General features: G+C 62.9%; 21 protein-coding genes and 2 pseudogenes. 9 read left to right on the top strand and 14 right to left on the bottom strand.

The genetic code is table 11. The features are described 5' to 3' along the window. Nucleotides 1-16 precede the first annotated feature (16 nt). The 10 genes and pseudogenes from AOQ71_RS17985 to AOQ71_RS17955 all read right to left on the bottom strand — a co-directional run bounded on the left by AOQ71_RS17985 (nt 17) and on the right by AOQ71_RS17955 (nt 7702). Nucleotides 17-1117 (bottom strand): ABC transporter ATP-binding protein, encoded by a 1101-nt coding sequence (locus AOQ71_RS17985; protein WP_057748668.1) that lies wholly within the window; start codon nt 1115-1117, stop codon nt 17-19. A gap of 10 nt (nt 1118-1127) precedes the next feature. Next, on the bottom strand, nt 1128-1967 hold the full coding sequence (locus AOQ71_RS17980; protein WP_057748651.1) for a carbohydrate ABC transporter permease: 840 nt from the start codon (nt 1965-1967) through the stop codon (nt 1128-1130). After that, entirely contained in the window at nt 1964-2911 is a 948-nt protein-coding gene (locus AOQ71_RS17975; RefSeq protein WP_157083561.1) for a carbohydrate ABC transporter permease, read from the bottom strand. Before AOQ71_RS17975 ends, AOQ71_RS17980 begins: the two co-directional genes overlap by 4 nt. A gap of 36 nt (nt 2912-2947) precedes the next feature. After that, complete coding sequence (locus AOQ71_RS17970; RefSeq protein ID WP_083514293.1) at nt 2948-4384, bottom strand: ABC transporter substrate-binding protein; 1437 nt, start codon at nt 4382-4384, stop codon at nt 2948-2950. Nucleotides 4385-4838: 454 nt separating this feature from the next. Next, complete coding sequence (locus tag AOQ71_RS48065) at nt 4839-5201, bottom strand: hypothetical protein (protein WP_245316961.1); 363 nt, start codon at nt 5199-5201, stop codon at nt 4839-4841. Between the two features lie 180 nt (nt 5202-5381). Then, nucleotides 5382-5753, bottom strand: coding sequence for a hypothetical protein (locus AOQ71_RS48060; RefSeq protein ID WP_245316959.1), 372 nt, complete (start codon nt 5751-5753; stop codon nt 5382-5384). Continuing rightward, nucleotides 5753-6025 (bottom strand): annotated as a pseudogene (locus AOQ71_RS50570) (triphosphoribosyl-dephospho-CoA synthase); the annotation flags it as partial. The pseudogene AOQ71_RS50570 and the gene AOQ71_RS48060, both read right to left, overlap by 1 nt. A gap of 140 nt (nt 6026-6165) precedes the next feature. Further along, a pseudogene (locus tag AOQ71_RS50565) lies at nt 6166-6598 on the bottom strand (triphosphoribosyl-dephospho-CoA synthase). Next, nucleotides 6595-6858: a phosphoribosyl-dephospho-CoA transferase MdcG domain-containing protein gene (locus AOQ71_RS43425; protein WP_083514292.1), complete on the bottom strand. Its 264-nt coding sequence runs from the start codon at nt 6856-6858 to the stop codon at nt 6595-6597. Before AOQ71_RS43425 ends, AOQ71_RS50565 begins: the two are co-directional and overlap by 4 nt. Nucleotides 6859-7009: 151 nt before the next feature. Beyond that, a complete protein-coding gene (locus AOQ71_RS17955) occupies nt 7010-7702 on the bottom strand; it encodes an SDR family NAD(P)-dependent oxidoreductase (RefSeq protein ID WP_057748643.1) in 693 nt (230 codons plus the stop codon). A gap of 239 nt (nt 7703-7941) precedes the next feature. Here AOQ71_RS17955 and AOQ71_RS17950 point away from each other — a divergent pair, with 239 nt between their 5' ends. From AOQ71_RS17950 to AOQ71_RS17910, 9 genes are all read left to right on the top strand, one after another. After that, complete coding sequence (locus tag AOQ71_RS17950; protein WP_157083560.1) at nt 7942-8712, top strand: SDR family oxidoreductase; 771 nt, start codon at nt 7942-7944, stop codon at nt 8710-8712. Further along, nucleotides 8679-9881, top strand: coding sequence for a pyridoxal phosphate-dependent aminotransferase (locus AOQ71_RS17945; RefSeq protein ID WP_057748640.1), 1203 nt, complete (start codon nt 8679-8681; stop codon nt 9879-9881). The genes AOQ71_RS17950 and AOQ71_RS17945 overlap by 34 nt, the downstream gene beginning before the upstream one ends. A 218-nt stretch (nt 9882-10099) precedes the next feature. After that, nucleotides 10100-11032: an ABC transporter permease gene (locus tag AOQ71_RS17940; protein ID WP_057748637.1), complete on the top strand. Its 933-nt coding sequence runs from the start codon at nt 10100-10102 to the stop codon at nt 11030-11032. Then, the gene (locus tag AOQ71_RS17935) at nt 11032-11835 is read left to right on the top strand and encodes an ABC transporter permease (protein WP_057748634.1); all 804 of its coding nucleotides are present in this window, start codon (nt 11032-11034) and stop codon (nt 11833-11835) included. Before AOQ71_RS17940 ends, AOQ71_RS17935 begins: the two co-directional genes overlap by 1 nt. A gap of 29 nt (nt 11836-11864) precedes the next feature. Next, nucleotides 11865-12929 (top strand): extracellular solute-binding protein, encoded by a 1065-nt coding sequence (locus AOQ71_RS17930; RefSeq protein ID WP_245316958.1) that lies wholly within the window; start codon nt 11865-11867, stop codon nt 12927-12929. A gap of 11 nt (nt 12930-12940) precedes the next feature. After that, complete coding sequence (locus AOQ71_RS17925) at nt 12941-14035, top strand: ABC transporter ATP-binding protein (protein WP_057748629.1); 1095 nt, start codon at nt 12941-12943, stop codon at nt 14033-14035. A gap of 138 nt (nt 14036-14173) precedes the next feature. After that, nucleotides 14174-14869, top strand: a complete 696-nt coding sequence (gene pxpB, locus AOQ71_RS17920; protein ID WP_057748626.1) for a 5-oxoprolinase subunit PxpB — start codon at nt 14174-14176, stop codon at nt 14867-14869. Continuing rightward, nucleotides 14866-15843, top strand: coding sequence for a 5-oxoprolinase subunit C family protein (locus AOQ71_RS17915; RefSeq protein WP_057748623.1), 978 nt, complete (start codon nt 14866-14868; stop codon nt 15841-15843). The genes pxpB (AOQ71_RS17920) and AOQ71_RS17915 overlap by 4 nt, the downstream gene beginning before the upstream one ends. A 35-nt stretch (nt 15844-15878) precedes the next feature. Next, nucleotides 15879-16646 carry a LamB/YcsF family protein gene (locus AOQ71_RS17910; protein ID WP_057748620.1) on the top strand — a complete coding sequence of 256 codons (768 nt, stop codon included), beginning with the start codon at nt 15879-15881 and terminating at the stop codon, nt 16644-16646. Here AOQ71_RS17910 and AOQ71_RS17905 read toward each other — a convergent pair. The 4 genes from AOQ71_RS17905 to AOQ71_RS17890 are packed head-to-tail and all read right to left on the bottom strand — an operon-like array spanning nt 16639 to nt 19602. Beyond that, complete coding sequence (locus tag AOQ71_RS17905; protein WP_057748617.1) at nt 16639-17055, bottom strand: acetyl-CoA carboxylase biotin carboxyl carrier protein; 417 nt, start codon at nt 17053-17055, stop codon at nt 16639-16641. The genes AOQ71_RS17910 and AOQ71_RS17905 overlap by 8 nt on opposite strands. Further along, nucleotides 17046-18020 carry a 5-oxoprolinase subunit C family protein gene (locus AOQ71_RS17900; RefSeq protein WP_347336702.1) on the bottom strand — a complete coding sequence of 325 codons (975 nt, stop codon included), beginning with the start codon at nt 18018-18020 and terminating at the stop codon, nt 17046-17048. The genes AOQ71_RS17905 and AOQ71_RS17900 overlap by 10 nt, the downstream gene beginning before the upstream one ends. Continuing rightward, nucleotides 18020-18682: a 5-oxoprolinase subunit PxpB gene (pxpB, locus tag AOQ71_RS17895; protein ID WP_057748611.1), complete on the bottom strand. Its 663-nt coding sequence runs from the start codon at nt 18680-18682 to the stop codon at nt 18020-18022. The genes AOQ71_RS17900 and pxpB (AOQ71_RS17895) overlap by 1 nt, the downstream gene beginning before the upstream one ends. Beyond that, entirely contained in the window at nt 18679-19602 is a 924-nt protein-coding gene (locus AOQ71_RS17890; protein ID WP_347336701.1) for an ATP-binding protein, read from the bottom strand. Before AOQ71_RS17890 ends, pxpB (AOQ71_RS17895) begins: the two co-directional genes overlap by 4 nt. Nucleotides 19603-19664: the final 62 nt, after the last annotated feature.

Genomic DNA, 19664 nt, shown 5'->3' with positions numbered 1-19664 from the left:
CGAATATTGCTCTCGCTTATGCGATGACAAGGCCGCTGGCCGGATCGATCAGCACCACGCGATTGAGGTCGATGGCGAGGTCGATTCGTTCGCCATGGCTGCTGACATCGTGCGCCTGCAGCTCGGCAACCGCAACGACGCCGCCGATCTTGATGGTGGTGAAGGTGCGCGTCCCCGTCGGCTGAATGAGATCGGCAGTGGCCGAATAGGGGACCACGCCTTCGCGCAGCGGCCCGCCGGCCCGGCTGAAGTGCTGGGGCCGAATGCCGACGAGAATTTCTCGCCCATCCATACTGGCCAGCGGCCTCGTCTTTGCGCTCGGAAGCGTCAGTTCGCCGCCGGATTGAAACACCACTGCTGCCCCGGGACCGTTTGTCCTGAGGGTCGCGGGGATGAGGTTGATCGAGGGAGAGCCGAGGAAGCCGGCGACGAACCCCGTGCGCGGCTGTTCGAACAGCTCGAGCGGAGCGCCTTGTTGTTCGATCTGTCCGTCGCGCAGCAGCACGATGCGGTCGGCCAGCGTCATCGCCTCGACCTGGTCGTGGGTGACGTAGATCATGGTCGTCGTGATCTCGTGATGCAGGCGCTTGATCTCGGTCCGCATCTCATCCCGCAACTGAGCGTCTAGGTTCGAAAGCGGCTCGTCGAACAGGAACAGGTCGGCCTTGCGAACGATGGCGCGGCCGATGGCGACGCGCTGACGCTGTCCTCCGGAGAGCTGCCGCGGATAGCGCTGCAGGAGATTGCCGATGCCGAGCATCTCGGCGGCCTCGCTGACCCGCTTCCTGATCTCGATCTCAGGAGTCTTGCGGGCACGCAGACCGAAGGCGACGTTCTCGCTGACGGGCAAATAGGGGTAGAGCGCATAGTTCTGAAACACCATCGCGATATTGCGCTCGCGCGGGCGCAGATCGTTGACCACCGCGCCCCCGATGGTGATCGTCCCACCATCCGGATCCTCGAGGCCGGCGATGGTTCGCAAGAGCGTGCTCTTGCCGCAGCCGGACGGCCCCACCAGCACGGCGAATTCGCCATCGGCGATGGTGAGATCAACTCCCCTGACCGCATGCACATTGCCGTAATATTTGTGTACTCCGGACAGCTTGACGTCAGCCACTTCGCTCTCCCTAACCCTTGACTGCGCCCAGCGAGATGCCGCGCACGAGATAGCGCTGCATCACCGAAACCGCGACAAAGATCGGCAACGTGCCGAGGACCGACATCGCCGCAATCTTCGCCCAAAAATTCGATTGCCCGCCGAAATAGTGCGTCAGCATGACCGGAAAGGTGATGACCTCGGTGCGCGTGAGCACCAGTGCGAACAGAAAGTCGTTCCAGGCGAACACGAAGGTGAAGACCGACGTCGCCATCAGGCCGGGGCGAACCATCGGGAAAACGACCTTCCAGATCACCTCCCATCGATTGAGGCCATCGACCAGCGCGCTTTCCTCGAGCTCCAGCGGAACGTCGACTATGTAGCCGCGCATCATCCAGATCACGTAGGGAAGATTGAATGCGGTGTAGAGGAGGATCAGGCCGAAATAGCCGTCGACGAGGCCAAAATACACGTAGATCAGGAAGATCGGGAACACGACAGCGATCGGCGGAATCATGCGCTGGGAGATGATCCACATCGCGAGGTTCTCGCCGCCGGTGCCGAACCTGGCGAGGCTGTAGGCGCAGAGCGTCCCAAGAACGATTGCGACGCCGGAGCTGACGCCGGCGACAATCAGGCTGTTCAGGATTGCGAGGACGTCGCCATCTTTGAACAGGACATAATAGTTCGAGAACTGAATCTGCCCGGGAATCCACAACGGCGGAACGTGATAAATCTCGTCCGGTGTCTTGAACGAAATCATGAACAGCCAGTAGACCGGAAACAGGAACAGCAGGGTCACGATGCCGGCGCCGACATAGCGGACCGCGAGAATGCGAGCTTTTCTGGCCGGAAGTCTGCCGATCCTCATCGCGCAAGCTCCATGCGCTTGAGGACCAGCGTGGTGATGACCGTGAGCAGCGCAATCACCAGAAAGGAGATTGCGGCCGTGTAGCTGGTTTCGAATTGCGAGAAGCCTTGCACATAGGTGTAGAGCGAGACGGTCTCGGTCATCGAACCCGGCCCGCCTTCGGTGAGGGCCCAGATGATGTCGAAGATGCGAACGAGATCGAGGCCGCGAATCAGGCAGGCGACGGCGATCACGGGCGCGATCGCCGGCAGAACGATCGCGCGAAGCACGCGCAGGTATGACGCCCCATCGATTTCCGCGGCTTCGAGTTGGGATTGGTCAACATTCGACAGCGCGGCGAGCAGCAGCAGGAACATGAAAGGCGACCACTGCCAGACCTCGCAGATGATGATCGCCGGATAGACGTAGGCGGGATTGACGGTCCACAGGATCCGGACCGGCTCGCCGGCGAAGAAACTCAGGATCTGGCCAATTGGCCCGAAGCGGACGTCAAACATCAGACGCCAGGTCGCACCCGCGACGATCGGAGAGATCACCGTCGGAAGTACCAGCAGCGCGACGAAGATCTGTCGGCCCGGCATGCGATCGATGAAGAGCTGCGCCATCAGGAAGCCGACCAGCAGCTCCAGGGGGAGGGCGATCGCGGTGATGATGGCGGTATGACCGAGCGAAGCCCAGAGGCGGGTATCCCTGAACAGCTCCGAATAGTTCAGGAGGCCAACGAGCGACGTGTCGTTCTCGGTCATCGTGATGCGCTGGAAACTCACGATCAGCGAGTAGATCAGTGGAAACAAGCCGACCAGGAGCAGGATCAGAATGGCCGGCGCGACGATGAGATAGGGCAGGCGCTCCTCGAGCATGCGCCCGAAGCGGCTGGGGCGGCGTTGCTCGGCAGCGTTGAGACTTGCGGAAAGCGTCATCATCAGTCCAGGAAACGGCCGCACGGGAGGGCGATGCCTCCTGTGCGGTGACTAAAGCAGCTATTGCGGGTAGGCGCCGGGCTTCGCGGCCCAGACCTTGTAGACGGCCTTCTGGTTCTCGATGCCGACCTTGTCGGTGATCGCGTCGAATTGCTGCGCCATGCGGTCGAGAATGGCCTTGGGGTCTTCGCCCGCCCAGAGGCTCGAGATCGCCTTGGTCATCGCCTCGTCGTACTTGTCCTGTTGCAGCAGCGACAGATCAAGCAGTCCCTTCTCGCCCGACGTCTTGATCGTGTCGAGATAGGCTGGAGCATCGGGCCAGAGCGCGCGATATTTCTCGCTCGCGTAGTGCGAGAGGCGGAATGGATCGCGCAGCGTATAGGGCAGCTGGACACGCTCGAGACTTGTCTTCTTGCTGTTCAGCCACTGGATGAAGAGATAGGCGGCCTCCTTGTTCTTGCTGGTGGCCGAGACCGACAGGTCGAAGCCGACACCGAGCTCGGGACGGCCGAGAGGCGTGAGCGCGTAGCCGACTTTGCCGGCGACCTGCGATTTCGGCACCCACTTCAGTGCTTCCTCGCCGGAGCCGTAGCCCGCTGCCCAGCGGCCGTAGGGCGGCCAGGAGATCGTCATTGCCGTCGTGCCCTGCAGGAACGCGGCGAGATTGTCGACGAAATTCCACTGCTCCACGCCCGGCGGCATAAACTTGTTCTCCGCCAGCATCTGCTTGAAGACCTTGAGGCCGACCTCGCCATTCACTGTCGCCTTCATGGAGTCCGCATTGAAGAACTTGCCGCCCTCCATGCGGAACCGTTCCTGGAACATGTATTGCGGATATGGCGCGGTGCGGAAGAATCCGGCGCCGTAGACCTTTGGCGCCATCTTGTCGGTGATGAACTGGCCGATCTCGTCGAACTGCTTCCAGTCCTTTGGCGGTGCAAGCTCGTAGCCGAACTTGGCCTTGAACTCGTCCTTCATCTTCGGATCCTCGAAGATGTCCTTACGGTAGTAGAGCAACATCACGTCGCCGTCGTCCGGGAAGCCGTAGATCTTCCCATCATACTGCATCTGGTTGTCGCGATAGGCGGCCGCGATGTCCTGCAACTCCTCGCGGTAGCCGAACTTGTCGACATACTTGTCGAGCGGCTCGAGCGCGCCTGCACGCGCAAGATCGGGCATCCAGGACGGAATGACGTTCAGCGCGTCATAGGCCCCTGCGCCCGATTTGAAATCCTGCATGATCTTGGTGAACATCTGGTCGGTCGGCACTTCGACCACCTTCACCTTGATGCCGGTGAGCTTCTCCCATTGCGGCCCCGAATAGTTCAGCGGGTCCAGAGACTGGAGACCGGCCTCCCAGACGATGCTAATCGTTGTACCCGCGTACTTTTTTGCGGCTTCAACCGCTGTGTCGGCCGCATCCTTGTCGGCGGCCTGCGCTGAGCCGGTAGCGAGCACTAGGACAGCGAATGCTCCGAGAAACCTCCTGAACTTCATCCCTTCCTCCTCCTCTTGGGCGTCCGGAGTCCGGAAGAGCCGGCTTCGGAGCGCTTCTCACGTGATCCTTGCCTGGTTAGCCAGCCGCAGGCGTGAACGGACCATGCCGGCGGCGACCTCGCCGAAAAGAAACAGATTCATCTATGGTGAGGATTTGCGGCACAGGCGCATCACGGGTCCCGGTTTGTCGTCCGCAACCTGAATGGACGCCAGTTGGCGTTGTAAATGCACGTCCTCCCCAAAACGCTCGAGAGCGTTGTCTTTGGGGCTAGTCTGCGTCGAGCCGGAACCGGCCGACAAATGAGAACTTTGCACTCATACGTGAGCAGCATTCATCTGAAAACGGAGGGCCCTCAGGCCCAAGAGCTGTCCCGGTCTGCCTACCCCGCAGGGTCTCCACGCTCGTGGCACCGACCAGCCGATTCGAAAGAAATGTTGGGAGCTCGATCGATGCTCAGGCCGAAGCGATCCACTTGCGCAGGCCCGCAATGATGCGGAATACGTCGGCCGCGCAGCACCGGGTGGAGGATCGAAAGGCTTGCATCCTCTCGGCCAGTGTATGTCCGGGGCCGGATCCAGCACGCGGGTCACGCCGAGTTCTGAAACACACCTCCGCCGTTGCCGACGAATCGACGGGACGTGCGACCTGGTTCGCCAGTTTCGCCGTGCCGCCAGCGGCCGAAGAGATGCGTTCGCCGTCGCTGCCGGAAAGCAATAGACGCTGTCCTGCGACGGCCGCTTGTCTGCTGGCATCGAGTGCTTGCTGAAGCGGTTTGCAAGCCTGCGCGAGCCTCATCGTCTGCGACGCGATCTTCACGGCGAGAAGGCCCTCGCGCACACGCTCTTTGGCGGCCTCGTTGCATAGGCGACGACATCCCGCTCCGCGCCGCCAATCACGACGAGAAGGTTAGGATTCTAGATAGCGATCTCGCAGCGATGTTTTGCAAGGAGAGGTCCGAGCGCAGCCCGGTCGAGACCGCGGACATAGCCGAGGCGATTATCGGGCCCTGCTGCGTCTTGCATCAAGCGCGCGAATATCCGTCAGACGCAAGGCTTCGTCGGCGGTCCAGATCCCCGCGATAGTCCAGGCCGTCATCTCGCCGACGCTGTAGCCGGTGACGCTGGTCTGCTCGGTCAGCAGGTCGGCGATGCAGGCGTGGATCGCGAGCGTCGATGTGACGGTCAGGATCTGGCTGGAATGATTAGCGGAGAGTTCGTCCGCACTCCGCGTCCTGATTAACTCCCGCGGGTCCGCGCCGAGCAAAGCGGCCGCGGCGGCGAAGACCGGCTCCGTAGCAGTCTGGTCCGCGAAAAGATCGAAGATCTTGTCCGACAGCGTACCTTGTCCGCCACAGAGCAGGGCCAGCATCAGACTCCAAGCCGATCGACGAACAGCGCCATCGGGAGAAGGTCCGCCGAGCCGCCGGGGCTGAGATTGCGAGCGACGAACGCTTGGTGAATGTCGGCCGCGCGCTTGCGCCATCCCGGTGAACCGATGCCGCCGGCGGCGGGGAAACCGGAAGCGCTCTCTTGCGCGAAGCGCAATCCTTCCGCTCCGCTTCGATGCAGCAGGTTGGTGTCGGTGACCTCGGCGATCAGCCGCATGCAGGTCTCAACGCGCGCGGCTTCCTCGTCATGGGGGCGAGCTCGCGCGCCGCATGCAGCGCGGGCAGGGCGATGTCGTAGACCGACGGAAAGCCGTCGGCTTCTTCAACCCTGGCGCCGCCGGGGGCATAGCGCCGCGAGGCGATGGCGCCATGGCTGCGCAGCGAGACCGGACCCTACAGGATGTCGTCGTCCCAACGCTCCGAAACTAGCCGGCCGAGCGATTTGTGGATGCCGACGGCGTTCCGGTATCCGGCCGCAGCGCAAAGCAGACCTAGCCCGAAGATCGCCCCGCGGTGCGTATTCACGCCGTGCCTTGCGGCCAGCATCGCGCGTTCCGCGGCAACGCCGATGGCCCGCAGCCGGTTCATTCCCGCGCCCTCGGCGCCTGCGGTGACGAGCTCGCCCTAGAACGGCATCAGTCGCGGCGCTTAGGCAGAGCAGCGCTGAGTCCATGTCGCGATGCGCGCCATTGGTGACATGGCTGACGAGGCCAGGCTTCGGATGGGTCTCGACCTCGAGCTTCAGGCACAGCGTAGCGAGATGGCCGAGCTGCTGCGCGCTAAGCGCGCGGTTCGGGAGCGATTGCCGTATGAGCGCCGGTGTCATGACGCGAGATCTGACGCGCGCGTCGTCGTGAGGATGCCTGCCTTGCTCTTCACGAGGACTTTGTCCTCGTCAGTGCCGGTCAACTCGCGCCATTGAACGCCTCCGACGCGACCTGTGATCTCGCCGTCCAGCCGCATCGGCGCTTGCTTCGCGATTGCCGCGATGCCGGACAGCAGACGTCCGATGTGCCTTGCTGCGAACAGCGGCCAGAGCAGGTCGAGGTCGGAGATGACGCGGCACAGATCACTGGCGCTAACCAGTCGATACTGGAGGTTGGAAGGCCGCGTAGGAAGGAACGAAGAGCTTCGGAAGCGCCGCGAAGGGAACGCAGGTACAGAGCTCGGCTGATATCGGCCGTGAAAATGCTGGCGGTGTCAACGGTTCGAAGCTCTGGCGCTCGTCGTCTGCCGTCTAAAGCATCGGCTCGAACTGGCAGTGCACGAGGATCTCGGAGACCGACGCATTGTTCGGTAGCATGAGCGCAGTTTCCACCAAGCGTGCGATCTCGCCCGGCTGGCTCATCTCGTGGCGGGGAATCTCGTCGTCGTTCACCGTCATATCGGTGGCGACGTAGCCCGGGCAGATCACAGTCGCCCGGATGCCGGCCGCGCGTCCTTCCCGGCGAATGCCGTGGGTGAGTGCGACCAAGGCGAACTTGGTCATGGCGTAGCCGACATTGCTGCCCACGCGCTTACCCGCAAGCGACCCCAGATTGATGACCCTACCATTGCCGCAGACAGCCAGATGGGGGAGGGTGGCCCTGACAAGGCGCAGCGGACCCTTGACGTTCACGCGCCACATTTCATCCAGCTCGTTCTCGCCCTCGTCGGAGACCCGGACCTTCGGATTGATGCCGGCCGAGTTGACGATGGCGTCGACGCCGCCCCACCGCGCGACCGTTGCATTGACCCAGGAGATCGGGCTCTTGGCGTCTTCGGCATCATAGCGGTGCGTCATGAGCCTCTCGCTCTCGGCGAGACGGCTGGGGTCGCGAAGCCCCGCCGAGACGCGGAAGCCCGACGCCAGCAGCCGGTCGACGACTGCGCGCCCGATGCCGCGCGAAGCCCCGGAGACCATGACAATCCGATTGCCGACTTCCAACATCCTGGTCCGTCTCCTGTGGGTGAGCGAAAGGCACGGCAAGATGTAGGGGGATACGCGCCGCGACGAGTAAGAGAAAATCACTCTGCCTGCATCGGGTGTGCTTATGGCTCGCGCGCCCGACAATCTTTGGCGGGGATATTGGATGTCCTTATGAGGGCAGAACAAATCCGCTGTAGGCATCCGTCGGCCTCCGCCCGTAACTTTCGGCCGCTCCGGCTGACTGCAAGAGAGCGCTGCGGATGGGATTTTCGGATTACCGAACGGCGTTGGTGACGGGCGCGTCCTCAGGCATCGGAGCTGCGACGGTTCGTCGCCTCCACGCCGAGGGGCTCGAGGTGCATGCGCTGGCGCGCGACGTTCGCCGGCTGGACAGCCTGTCGGCTGAGACCGGATGTCGCGCCTGGGCGGTGGATGTGACCGATCTCGGCGCTCTGGAACGCCTTGCGAGCGCGGCTGAATTCGATGTTCTCGTCAACAATGCCGGCCAGTCGCGGCGCGGCACTATCCTTGATACGGCGCCTGACGATATCGACTCGCTGGTCGACGTCAATCTGCGGGCCGTCCTGCACCTGACGCGGCTGATCGCACCAAGCATGGCGCGGCGCAACCGCGGACACGTGGTCAATGTCTCGTCGATCGCCGGCCACTATGCCTTCGGCGAGAACGCCACGACATTCAATTCATCCGTTGCTTATCACGCGACGAAAGCCAGCGTTCATTCGCTGTCGCAGCAATTGCGCGTCGATCTCTCCGGCACTTGCGTGCGCGTCACCGAAGTCTCGCCTGGGCGCGTGGCAACGAGCATCTTCCAGAATCAGAACACCGCCGACGATTCGGATGCTCGCTTCGTCGGCGGCTTCGAGACCCTCCAGTCCGAGGACGTCGCGCATGCCCACGTTCCAGGTCGTCGGGGAACTACGATTCGCGACCCGATCCGAGGCCGCGCGATTGAAAGAAACGAGAAGTGGAGTTGCCAATGCCTGAGCTCGCAAACCGCCTCAAGACCGTAAAGGTATCAGCTTCCGCGGCGATGACGGACAAGGCGCGGGAACTTCGTGATGCAGGCGTCAAGATTGTCGGCCTGTCGTCCGGAGAGCCCGACTTTCCAACCCCGCCGCACGCGATCGAGGCCGCGCATCGGGCAGCCCTCGCGGGCGACACCAAATATCCCGCGCAGCCGGGGACTGTCGCACTGCGGAAAGCGGTCCAGCGCAAGTTCAAGCGTGAGAATAATCTCGATTACGCGCTCGACGAGATCCTGATCGCCAACGGAGGTAAGCAGATCATCTTCAATGCGTTGTTCGCGACCTGCAATCCCGGCGATGAGGTCGTCATTCCGGCGCCGGGCTGGATCACCTATGCGGATATCGTGCTGCTGGCGGAGGCGACGCCGGTCGCCGTGCCCTGTCCGGAGAACAACCAGTTCAGGTTGCGTCCAGCGGACCTCGAGGCGACGATCACGCCGAAGACGAAGTGGTTGATCCTGAATTTCCCCAACAACCCGACCGGAGCGGCCTGTACGCGCGAAGAGATGCACGCGATCGCCGACGTCATGCTGAAGCACCCCGACGTCTGGATTCTCACCGACGACATCTACGAACATCTCACCTACGATGGCTTCGAGTTCTGCACTATTGCGGAGGTTGAGCCGAGGCTGAAGAATCGCGTCGTGACGGTGAACGGCGCGTCCAAGGCCTATGCCATGACTGGCTGGCGGGTCGGCTATTGCGGCGGGCCCAAGGACTTGATTGCTGCAATGAACAATGTCCACGGTCAGGCGACCGGCGGCATCTGCACGGTGAGCCAGGCTGCGGCGGTCGCGGTGCTCGACGGTCCGCAGGACTTCCTGAAGGAGCGCGCGGACATCTATCGGGACCGGCGCGATCTGGTGGTCAAGCTGCTCAATCAGATTCCCGGCATCACCTGCCATAAACCGGAAGGGGCCTTCTACGTGTTCCCCAACATCGCCGGCTGCATCGGCAAGACCACGAAAGGCGGGCGGCGGCTGGAAACCGACGCGGACTTCATCTCGGCGCTGCTGGAAGAACAGCATGTCGCGGCGGTGCCGGGGGGCGCTTACGGCATGAGCCCATATTTCCGCATTTCCTACGCGACCGATACCGATTCGCTGAAGGAGGGCTGCCGGCGCATCGCGATCTTCTGCGAAGGGCTGCGCTGACCCGGCATCGAGACGACGGGAGGACTGACCGGAAGGAGAATGAAAGACGCGCCTAGCGGCATCTGTCGATCAAGATCGGAGCAATATGCCGAACCAATTGTCATAATCGTTCCTGATGCCCCTAAACGAAGATGTTCTTGGTCCTATAGAATGCCGGCGCATAAGCTTTGTGCAAAGAGGGGATTGCCTTGGTATTGCGCAGTCGAGGACGGCCCGCGATGACCACCAGCGACCATGTGGTGGCGGTTTTGACCGTTGAGGCGGCTCCAGCCGCCCGGCAGCGATCGCGCTGGCGCCTGGTGCTGCCCGTCGGGCTGCTTGCCGTCCCGATGCTGGCATTCCTAACCTATTTCTTTTTTTATCCAGCCTTGATACTGCTCCTCTCGAGCATCCAGACGCAGGACAGCCGCGGCATCATCGGCCGCCCGTTCACACTTGCGCACTATGCGCGCCTCATCAATGTCGAGCTCTACGCGCGCGTGCTCTGGACGACGCTGCGGATCAGCATCATCACCTCGGCCCTCGCGACGGTGCTCGCCTATCCGGTCGCGCTGGTGATGGTGAAGAGCCGCCCGATAGTCACGCGGATCATCACGCTGATCGTCATTGCGCCGCTCATCGTCAGCGTGGTCGTTCGCGGCTACGGCTGGCAGTTGGTGCTCCAGAATGGCCCGAAGGGGATGCTCAACTGGATCCTGATGACGTTACATATTATCGACGCGCCGATCTCGGTCCTCTACACCGAAGTGGCGGTCGTCATCGGATCGCTGCACGTCTTCTTCCCGATGATGGTGCTGCCGCTGGCCTCGGCGCTCGGTAAGATTGATCCCAATCTCGAAGATGCGGCTCGCATGTTGGGTGCGCCCTGGTGGAAGGTGTTCCTCCGGGTGACGCTGCCGCTCAGCATGCCCGGCTTCGTGGCCGGCTTCACGCTGGTCTTCTCGCTCACCGCCGGCTCGTTCGTCATCCCCGCGATCCTGGGTGGCGCCTCGGCGATCATGCTCGGCAATCTGATCGAACAGCAGATCTTCGTCGTCTACGATTGGCCGTTCGGTGCGGCCATCGCCGTCGTCCTCGTCGGCCTGGTGCTGGCCGTCAACGGCGTGTCGATGTGGCTGCTGGAAGGCCGGCGTCTCAGGAGGCCCGAGTGATGGACGAGCGATTCTCCGGCTTCGGCGCTTTCGTTCTCTACACCATCACCGCCGCCATGATGTTGTTCATCCTGGCGCCGCTTCTTCTCGTCATGGCGGCGTCTGTCTCCGATTCCTATTTTGTGACGTTCCCGCCGCAAGGCTTCACGCTGAAATGGTACGCCAAGGTTCTCGGAGATCGCGACTTCCTCGAGGCGATGCGACTGAGCATCCTGCTTGCGCTCGGCACGACGGCCGGCTCGCTCCTGCTTGGTGTGCCCGCGGCCTTCGCACTGGTTCGCGGCAAGTTCTTTGGCCTAGCGGCGATCAAGGGGTTCCTGCTGTCGCCGCTGATTTTCCCGGCGCTGGTCACGGGCCTTGCGCTGCTCCAGGTGTTGACCAGGCTCGGCTCCCAGGATGCTCGGATCAATCTTCTCATTGGACACGTGGTGGTGACGTCGCCCTATGTCATCCGCACCGTCGTCTCCAGCCTTCAGCTGGTGGACGAAAACCTTGAGGACGCGGCACGCACGCTTGGCGCCAACCGTTTGTGGACCTTTTGGCGCGTCACGTTGCCGCAGATCGCCTCGGGCGTTGCGGCCGGCGGGCTGTTCGCCTTCATGGTGTCCTTCGACAATTATCCGGTCACGATGTGGCTGGCGAACTCGGAATACTCGCCCGTGCCGCTCGTGCTGATGCGGCAACTGGTCAACGTCTTTGACCCTTCCGTGCCAGCGATGTCGACAATCATCATCCTGATGGCGATGGTCGGCGTGCTGCTGCTGGAGAAACTGGTCGGCCTTCGCCGCGCGTTGGCTGCTTGATGTGCATTGGTTAGATGGAGATTGGACCCATGAAGCTGACACGTAGGACTCTCATTAAGGCCGGTGCATCCGCGGTTGCCTTCCCGACGATCATCAGCCGGTCGTGGGCGCAGGACGCCAAGCAACTGCATGTCGGCGTCTATAACTCCGCGCTGGGCAAGCTTATCCAGAAGGAGGTCATTCCCAAGTTCGAGGCCGAGTTCAAATGTCGCGTTTTCACGATCGAAGGTGCAACACTTTCGAACATCGCCGCTCTCCGCGCGACCCGCGATACGCCGCGCTTCAGCATGATGATGATGGACGACGTCGGCATCCCCCAGGCCAAGCAGGAGGAGCTGATCGACAAGCTCGATGCGGCAAAGATTCCGAACCTTGCGAAGGTCTATCCGCGCTATCTCTTCGAAGACGGCTACGGCGTCGGCTTCTCGATCTCCAGCGCTGCGATGTTCATCAATCCGCAGGTGACGAAGCCGCTCGAGAGCTATGAGCAGATCTTCGACGCGAAGTATCGCAAGCAGATCCTGCTCAATACGCCCAAGAACACCCAAAGTGTGCTGATGCTCATCGTCGCCACGGCGCTCGCGACCGGAAAGCCATTGAAGGAGGCGCAATATCTCGTCGACGGCGGTTGGGACAAGCTCGCGTCTCTCAAGCCCAACGTCCTGACGATCTACGACAGCGAAGCGCAGGTGCTTCAGGTGGCCCAAGGCCAGGCCACGATCGGTGGCATCGAGTATTCGAAGGCGATCTATCCGCACACGGCGAAGGGCATGCCGATCGACATGACCTTCCCCAAGGAAGGTGCGTTCACCGGCATCAACAGCATGACGCTGGTCAAGAATGCGCCCGAGCCCGATCTCGCCTGTGCGCTGATCAACCGCATTCTGGAGCCCTCGGTCGCCAAGATGCTGTCCGAGCAGACGCTCAGCGCGCCCTCGGTGGGTGGCATTGACTTCAAGCCGGAGACGGCCAAGTTCCTGGCCTATCCCGACACCAAGGCGACCGATCTCGGACTGTTCACGCCGGACTGGAAGTTCATCGTTCCGCGCCGCGGTCCGTGGCTGGAGCGCTATAATCAGGTGTTCACGAGCTAGGACAGGCTGCCATGAGGTCTTCCGAAGTCAGGCTTGATCGCCTCAGCAAGGAATATAACCGCACCGCCGCGGTCAACGACGTCTCGCTCACGATCGAGCCGGGCCACATGGTGGCGCTGCTCGGTCCGAGCGGATGCGGCAAGACGACCTGCCTGCGCATGATCGCGGGGCTGATCTGCCCGACATCCGGCGACGTCTTCGTGAACGACAAGAGGATGACCGACGTTCCCGTGCATCGCCGCAACGTCGGAATGCTGTTCCAGAACTACGCGCTGTTTCCTCATCTGACCGTTGAGGAGAACATCGCTTTCGGCCTGGAGATGCGCGGGATATCCAAGGCCGATGCCGCAAGGAAGGTGGCCGAGGCGCTCAGCCTCGTCCAGCTCTCCAGCTTCGGCAAGCGCTATCCGGCGCAACTCTCCGGCGGGCAGCAGCAGCGCGTCGCATTGGGGCGGGCCCTCGTGATCGAGCCGGCCATGCTGCTCCTCGACGAGCCGCTCGGGGCGCTCGACAAGGGGCTGCGCGAGAGCATGCAGGTCGAGCTGCGCGCCCTTCAGCGCAGGCTTGGCCTGACCACCGTCATGGTGACCCATGACCAGGACGAGGCCCTAACCATGGCCGACAAGATCGTGGTCATGCGGGATGGCAGGCTCGAGCAGGTCGGCTCGGCGACGGAAATCTACCAGCGTCCCGCCTCGAAATTCGTCGCGCAGTTCATCGGCGCGTCGAATCTGTTTCAGGGGCCCGTCGAGCGGCGAAACGGAAGTGGGGCGGTCATCCGTGTCTCGCCGGAATTGAGCCTTCAAGTCGACCAGATCCCGCAATCGGCCAGCGACGTGATGGTTTCGATCAGGCCTGAAGCGATCGTGGTCGAACGAGCCGGTCAGAGCCCGGAGGCGCAACGCGCTAACAGCGTGACGGCGCGTGTCGATCAGGCCATCTACCGCGGCTTCGTCAGTCACTACTATCTCAAGACGCCGAGTGGCGGCCAGATCATTGTATTCGAACAGAACCAGTCGCAACAGGCCGGACTCCGATACACGGTGGGTGAGGAGGTCGTGGCGCGGTGGGAGTCGCCCAGCAACCACGTCATTGCGCGTCACTGAAATCGGAGGCGAGCGAAACGTCCTGCCGGCAATCGACATCCCTTATACCCGCAGACGAACATCGTCTTGGATCGGCTTGCGCCGCTTGGCTAGATCTAGGGGTGGCAGCGCCACGGGCGTTCGACCAGCGAGGCCCTTTTGTCGATTAATCAGCCCAACGCCCCTTTTGTCGGCACGATCGAGAAAAGTCCGAAGATCAGCTTGATCGGCACGCTTGCGATGCTGGTCGAGGCGCCGGGTGACTTTGACCTGGTGCAGCAGGGCCGCATCTGGGCGCTTGCCGATGCCGTGTCCGCCTGGCCCAATGTCCAGGAGGCCGTCATTGGCGTCACCAACGTGATGCTCGTCTTCGAGCAGCCCCCGGCGGATATCGGCATGCTCAGCGCCGCGATCGCCGAGCTGTGGCATCGTTTGCCCGGCCGCAAGGCCGACGGCAAGCTCATCGAGATTCCCGTGGTCTATGGCGGCGAGCTCGCCTTCGATTTGCCGGCGATTGCGCGCCACGCCGGGCTCTCCGAGCGTGACGTCATCAGGATTCATAGCGAAGGCGATTACACCGTCTGTGCAGTCGCGAGCTCGCCAGGCTTCGGTTATCTCCACGGCCTCGATCCGCGCATTCACATGCCGCGCAAATCAGTGCCGTCGCTCAACATGCGGGCGGGCTCGGTGACCATCGGCGGGATGCAGACAGGCGTCGCCGTGCTGACAAGTCCGAACGGATGGAATGCCATCGGCTGGGCCTCGGTCGCGATGTTCGATCCGAGCTCCGAGGAACCCTCGCTGATGCTTCCGGGCGACCGAGTCAAATTCAGGATTGATCGGATCGAGCTGTGATCGAGATTCTGGCCAGCCCCGCCTTCAACACGATCCAGGATCTCGGTCGCAATGGTGCGCGTCGTTTCGGCGTGAGTACGTCAGGTGCGATGGATCCCCTCGCGCTTGCCGGCGGAAATGCGCTGCTGGGCAACGACGACAATGCGGCCGGTATCGAGATCCAGACGTTTCCGTTCCGCCTGCGCTTCCAGACCGACGCCCCATTTGCATTGACCGGAGCCGATCCGGTCTCGACGCTGGCCGGATCTCCCGTTCCTTCCTGGTGGTGCACGCGGGCGCGCGCGGGCGACATTCTCGAGATCGGGACACCACGCCGCGGAGCGCGCGTCTACGCGACCTTCGGCGGCGGCGTCGATGTCCCGCGCGTGCTCGGATCGCGCAGCACGCATCTGCGCGCTGGCTTCGGCGGGCTCGAGGGGCGAACCCTGCAGGTAGGCGATGTCATTCCGGTCGGGAAGCCGTCGTGCGAGGCTGGCCGCCGCTTCGATTTCGGCGCTGCGCCGCCTGACGTCGCGATTGCAGGCGCCGGTACGGCCGATGACCGCATGCTGCGGATACGCCTGATGCGCGCCGGCGAATATGATCTGTTCTCAGAAGAGGTGCAGGCAAAGTTCTGGTCCACCAGCTGGAAGATCAGCGCCCGCAGCGACCGCGGCGGATACCGTCTCACCGGAGCCAGGCTGATCCTGGACGCGCCGGTCGAGATGCGTTCGCATGGCGTGGTGGCCGGCGTTGTGCAGGTGCCGCCCGGCGGCGAGCCGATCATCCAGATGAGCGACGCCAACACGGCGGGCGGCTATCCCAAGATGGCGGCCGTGATCCAGGCCGATCTCTGGCGTCTTGGCCAGGCGACGCCGGGATCGTTCATCGTCTTCAGCGAGGTGAGCTACCAGGACGCAGTCGCGGCGATGGCTCCGGTCAACGATTATCTCGCGAAATTGCGTGCGACCGCGAACCTCTATCGAGCGCTTTGAGTGGACGTCAGCGAAAACAAAAGCAGGGTGCGAACATGAAAATCGGCATCAATTCGGACATGGGGGAAGGTTTCGGCAATTACCGGATCTGCGACGACGAGGCGCTGATGGGCATCGTCTCGTCAGCCAATGTGGCGTGCGGTTTCCACGCCGGCGACCCTATCATCATGGATCGCATGGTGCGCCTCGCCAAGCAGAAAGGGGTCGAGGTTGGAGCCCATCCGGGCTTGCCCGACCTGCTCGGGTTTGGCCGCCGCGTGATCCAGATGGATGCCGCCGAGCTTGAGAAGCACATGGTCTATCAGATCGGCGCCTTGCAGGCGATCGCGGCCAATGCTGGTCACCGCGTGACCCATGTCAGCTTCCATGCTGCGATGGGTAACATGGTCAACGCTGACGCGGACATGGCGGATGTCGTGGCCCGCGCGATTGCGACCATCAATCGCGATTTCATCGTATTCTCGCAGCCCGACGCGGAGATCGTGCGCGCCTCGCGCAAGGTAGGCCTGCGCATCCTGACGCTGTTTCTGGCCGATCGTGCCTATGACGAGTACGGCCATCTGGTGTCGCGCAAGCTTCCAAATTCGGTAATCACCTCGACCGAAGCAGTTGCTGAACGGGTCAAGCGATTCCTTGACAGCGGAACGGTAAAAGCCATCGACGGCAAGTCGATCAAGGTCGAAGCGCGCTCGATCCTGATCCACAGTGACACGCCCGGATCGGTGAACCTTGCCAGCACCGTACGCCGTGTCATCGAAGAGGGCGGCGGCGAAGTCACGCCTGCGACCGTCTTGCTTAATTGAGCTCGCGGATTCGCGCGATCGGGGTGCCGTAGCCGACCATGGCACCCGTCTCCGCAATCACGGCATCGATTGTGCCGGCCGCTGGCGCAACAACAGGCGCATACAACAGGCCGACCTTCACGAGACCGACCATCGCGCCGTCCTCAATGCGTTGTCCTGGCGAGACGAACGGCTTGTCCTGCCAGGGGTGGGCCGCAAGGAATTGCCCCGCGACGTCAGCTTTTGCGATGATGGAACGATGCGTGACCGGGGCGTCCGCGGCGGCAAGCGTTGCAGACGCCGCGGTTCTGTTACCGGTGTCGACGACGAGCTTCAGTGTCAGCCCCGGCTCCTCGATCTCGATCGCATCGACGCCGGACCTCGAGAGGATCTGCGCCAGACGTTCGATGTGGCTGATCTCTATCGGCATGCTCTGAGCTCCTCGACAAGGCGTACATTGGTGCGCAGCCGATCGAGATAGGTCGACATCTCGGCTTCGGCGGCCAGCGCGTCGGTGTAGGCAGTTTGCTCGAACCGCAGCTCGCTGCCGAGCCGCGCTTGCCCGACGCGCCAGAGGTCGGCCCGGATCACCGTCGCGATCTTCGGATATCCGCCCGACGTCTGTGCATCTCGCATTTGAATAATAGGCTGTCCATTGGGCGGAATCTGGATGACGCCGGGCACAATGCCGTGCGAGCGCTTCTCGACCGGTGCTTTCGGCTTCATGTCAGGGCCTTGCAGGCGGTAGCCGTAGCGATTGCTCTGCGGTGTGATCTTCCAGCGGCCGGACCAGAACAGCGCCTGTGTGGCGGCGTCAAACGCGTCATATTCGCCGGCGATAACAACGCGAACGATAGTCTGGTCGGCGGCAGCGTCCGGGCGCGCCAGCGTGATATCGGCGGGTTCGATCCCGAGTTCGTCTATGGCCGCCGTAGACGACGCGCAGGGAAGGGTGTCGCCCGCCTGAAGCGGCCGCCCATGCCAGCCGCCGAATTCGCCACGAAACTGTGTGCTGCGCGAGCCGAGTATCATGGGCACATCGATGCCGCCTCCGACGGCCAGATAAAGGCGTGCGCCGCGGGACATCGCCTTGATGGTCAGGACGTCTCCGGCGCGCGCATGCGAGCGCCACCAAGGCGGAATTGGACGTCCGGCGATCTCAGCCTCGACGCCCGCGCCTGTGAGCGCAAAAGCCATGTCGCGGCCGAAGCGGAGTTTGAACGGCATCATCGGGATCTCAATCGCCGCGGCGTTCTCGTCGTTGCCGAGCAGGATGTTGCCGGCGCGCAGCGCGACCTCGTCCATTGCGCCTGATGTGCCGACCCCGAAGCGGTATTGATCGAAGCGCCCGAGGTCCTGGATGCTGGCGGGACCCGTGACTGACAGGATCTCCATCACCGGATCACCCGCTCAATCTCGAAGCGGATGGTATCGCCCGGTGCGAGCGCAGCAGGCGCCGGCCAGGTTGGATCGAAGAAAGTCCAGTTCGTGTGTCCGATTGCATGCCAACCACTGGGGCCTGGCGAGGCGGAGACGCCGGTCTGCGATCCGCCGATCGACACCGAACCGCCCGCGGAACGTTGCAGCGGTGTCTGGCGCCGCGGCATGGTGATGCGGGGGTCCATGCCGCCGAGATAGCAATAGCCTGGGTGGCTGCCGAGTGCGAACACTGTGTAGAGCGGCGCGGCGTGGATCGCCACGACATCGTCAATCGACAGGTTGCAATGTTCAGCGACGGATTGGAGCTGCGATCCGACCTCGCCGCCGTAGGTGACCGGCAACCTGATCTCGCGGCCCCCGATGGCGAGGCCTTCCGCCGCGTCCCAGCCGTCATTGAGCGCGGCGATCAAGGTGTCGAGCTCGCGGGGAGGGGTCTCGAAGGTCAGCATCATGTTGGTGATGCCGGGAATGGCCTCGCGAATTCCTGGCCATTTTGATGCGGTCGCCGCCAGCGCCCAGATCCTTCGCTGATGCGGCAGGTCGAATGCGCCGGGCGCCTCGAACAGGAGGGCCGATGTGCCAAGCAGGCTAATCCGCGGCCGGTCGGTTACCGTCATTGCGCGGCCACCTTCGCATTCATCCAGTGCTCGAGGTGGTGGATATCGTAGCCGCCACGGCAGAACGAGGGATCGGCGAGGATCGCCTGATGCAAAGGCACGTTAGTGCGGATGCCGTCGGCACGCAGTTCAGACAAGGCAACTCGCGCGCGGGCCAGGGCCTCGTCGCGGGTGCCGCCATGGGCGATCAGCTTGCCGATCAGCGAGTCATAGTGTCGCGAAACGGTGGCACCGGCGGTGATATGCGAATCGACGCGGATGCCGATGCCGCCAGGCACATCCCAGCGCGTCACTGTACCGGGCGAGGGGGCGAAGGTGGCAGGATCTTCGGCATTGATGCGGAATTCGACGGCATGGCCGACACGCGCGATGTCCTCTTGGGCGATCTGAAGCGATTCGCCACGCGCAATGCGAATTTGCTCTTTGACGATGTCGATCCCGGTCGTCATCTCGGTGACGGGATGCTCCACCTGGACGCGCGTGTTCATCTCGATGAAGAAGAATTGCCCGTCCTCGTAGAGAAACTCGAACGTGCCCGCGCCGCGATAGTCAATCCGCCGGCAGGCTTCGACGCAACTTGCGCCGACCTGCTCGATCAGCGCGCGATCGATCCCTGGCGCCGGAGCTTCCTCGACGACCTTCTGGTTCCTGCGCTGGAGCGAGCAGTCGCGGTCGCCGAGCCAGAGATGGTTGTCGTGCTGATCGCACAGCACCTGGATCTCGATATGGCGGGGTTTTTCTAGGAATTTCTCGATATAGACAGCAGCGTTCTTGAAGGCCTTGCTGGCTTCTGTGCGGGTCAGCGCCAGCGCCTCGTCCAGGGCGGCTTCGCTGCGCACGATCCGCATGCCGCGCCCGCCGCCGCCGCCGGCGGCCTTGATGATGACAGGGTATCCGATGTCCCGGGCGATCGCGCGCACCTCGGCCGGATCATCGGGCAATGCACTGTCCGGCCCCGGCACGCAAGGCACGCCCGCGAGCC

The sequence above is a fragment of the Bradyrhizobium manausense genome (genome assembly GCF_001440035.1).
Taxonomy (GTDB): domain Bacteria; phylum Pseudomonadota; class Alphaproteobacteria; order Rhizobiales; family Xanthobacteraceae; genus Bradyrhizobium; species Bradyrhizobium manausense.
The sequence above is the reverse complement of the archived record's forward strand: the minus strand, read 5'-3'. Positions and strand labels throughout refer to the sequence as shown.

Bases quoted from the DNA above. Each gene is read 5' to 3' on its own strand.
- AOQ71_RS17930 (WP_245316958.1), top strand. From the start codon at position 11,865: ATGAAGCTGACACGTAGGACTCTCATTAAGGCCGGTGCATCCGCGGTT.
- AOQ71_RS17935 (WP_057748634.1), top strand. From the start codon at position 11,032: ATGGACGAGCGATTCTCCGGCTTCGGCGCTTTCGTTCTCTACACCATC.
- AOQ71_RS17945 (WP_057748640.1), top strand. From the start codon at position 8,679: ATGCCTGAGCTCGCAAACCGCCTCAAGACCGTAAAGGTATCAGCTTCC.
- AOQ71_RS48060 (WP_245316959.1), bottom strand. From the start codon at position 5,753: ATGCTGGCCCTGCTCTGTGGCGGACAAGGTACGCTGTCGGACAAGATC.
- AOQ71_RS17950 (WP_157083560.1), top strand. From the start codon at position 7,942: ATGGGATTTTCGGATTACCGAACGGCGTTGGTGACGGGCGCGTCCTCA.
- AOQ71_RS17900 (WP_347336702.1), bottom strand. From the start codon at position 18,020: ATGGAGATCCTGTCAGTCACGGGTCCCGCCAGCATCCAGGACCTCGGG.
- AOQ71_RS17970 (WP_083514293.1), bottom strand. From the start codon at position 4,384: ATGAAGTTCAGGAGGTTTCTCGGAGCATTCGCTGTCCTAGTGCTCGCT.
- AOQ71_RS17925 (WP_057748629.1), top strand. From the start codon at position 12,941: ATGAGGTCTTCCGAAGTCAGGCTTGATCGCCTCAGCAAGGAATATAAC.
- AOQ71_RS17980 (WP_057748651.1), bottom strand. From the start codon at position 1,967: ATGAGGATCGGCAGACTTCCGGCCAGAAAAGCTCGCATTCTCGCGGTC.
- AOQ71_RS17905 (WP_057748617.1), bottom strand. From the start codon at position 17,055: ATGCCGATAGAGATCAGCCACATCGAACGTCTGGCGCAGATCCTCTCG.
- AOQ71_RS17955 (WP_057748643.1), bottom strand. From the start codon at position 7,702: ATGTTGGAAGTCGGCAATCGGATTGTCATGGTCTCCGGGGCTTCGCGC.
- pxpB (WP_057748611.1), bottom strand. From the start codon at position 18,682: ATGACGGTAACCGACCGGCCGCGGATTAGCCTGCTTGGCACATCGGCC.
- AOQ71_RS17910 (WP_057748620.1), top strand. From the start codon at position 15,879: ATGAAAATCGGCATCAATTCGGACATGGGGGAAGGTTTCGGCAATTAC.
- AOQ71_RS17940 (WP_057748637.1), top strand. From the start codon at position 10,100: ATGACCACCAGCGACCATGTGGTGGCGGTTTTGACCGTTGAGGCGGCT.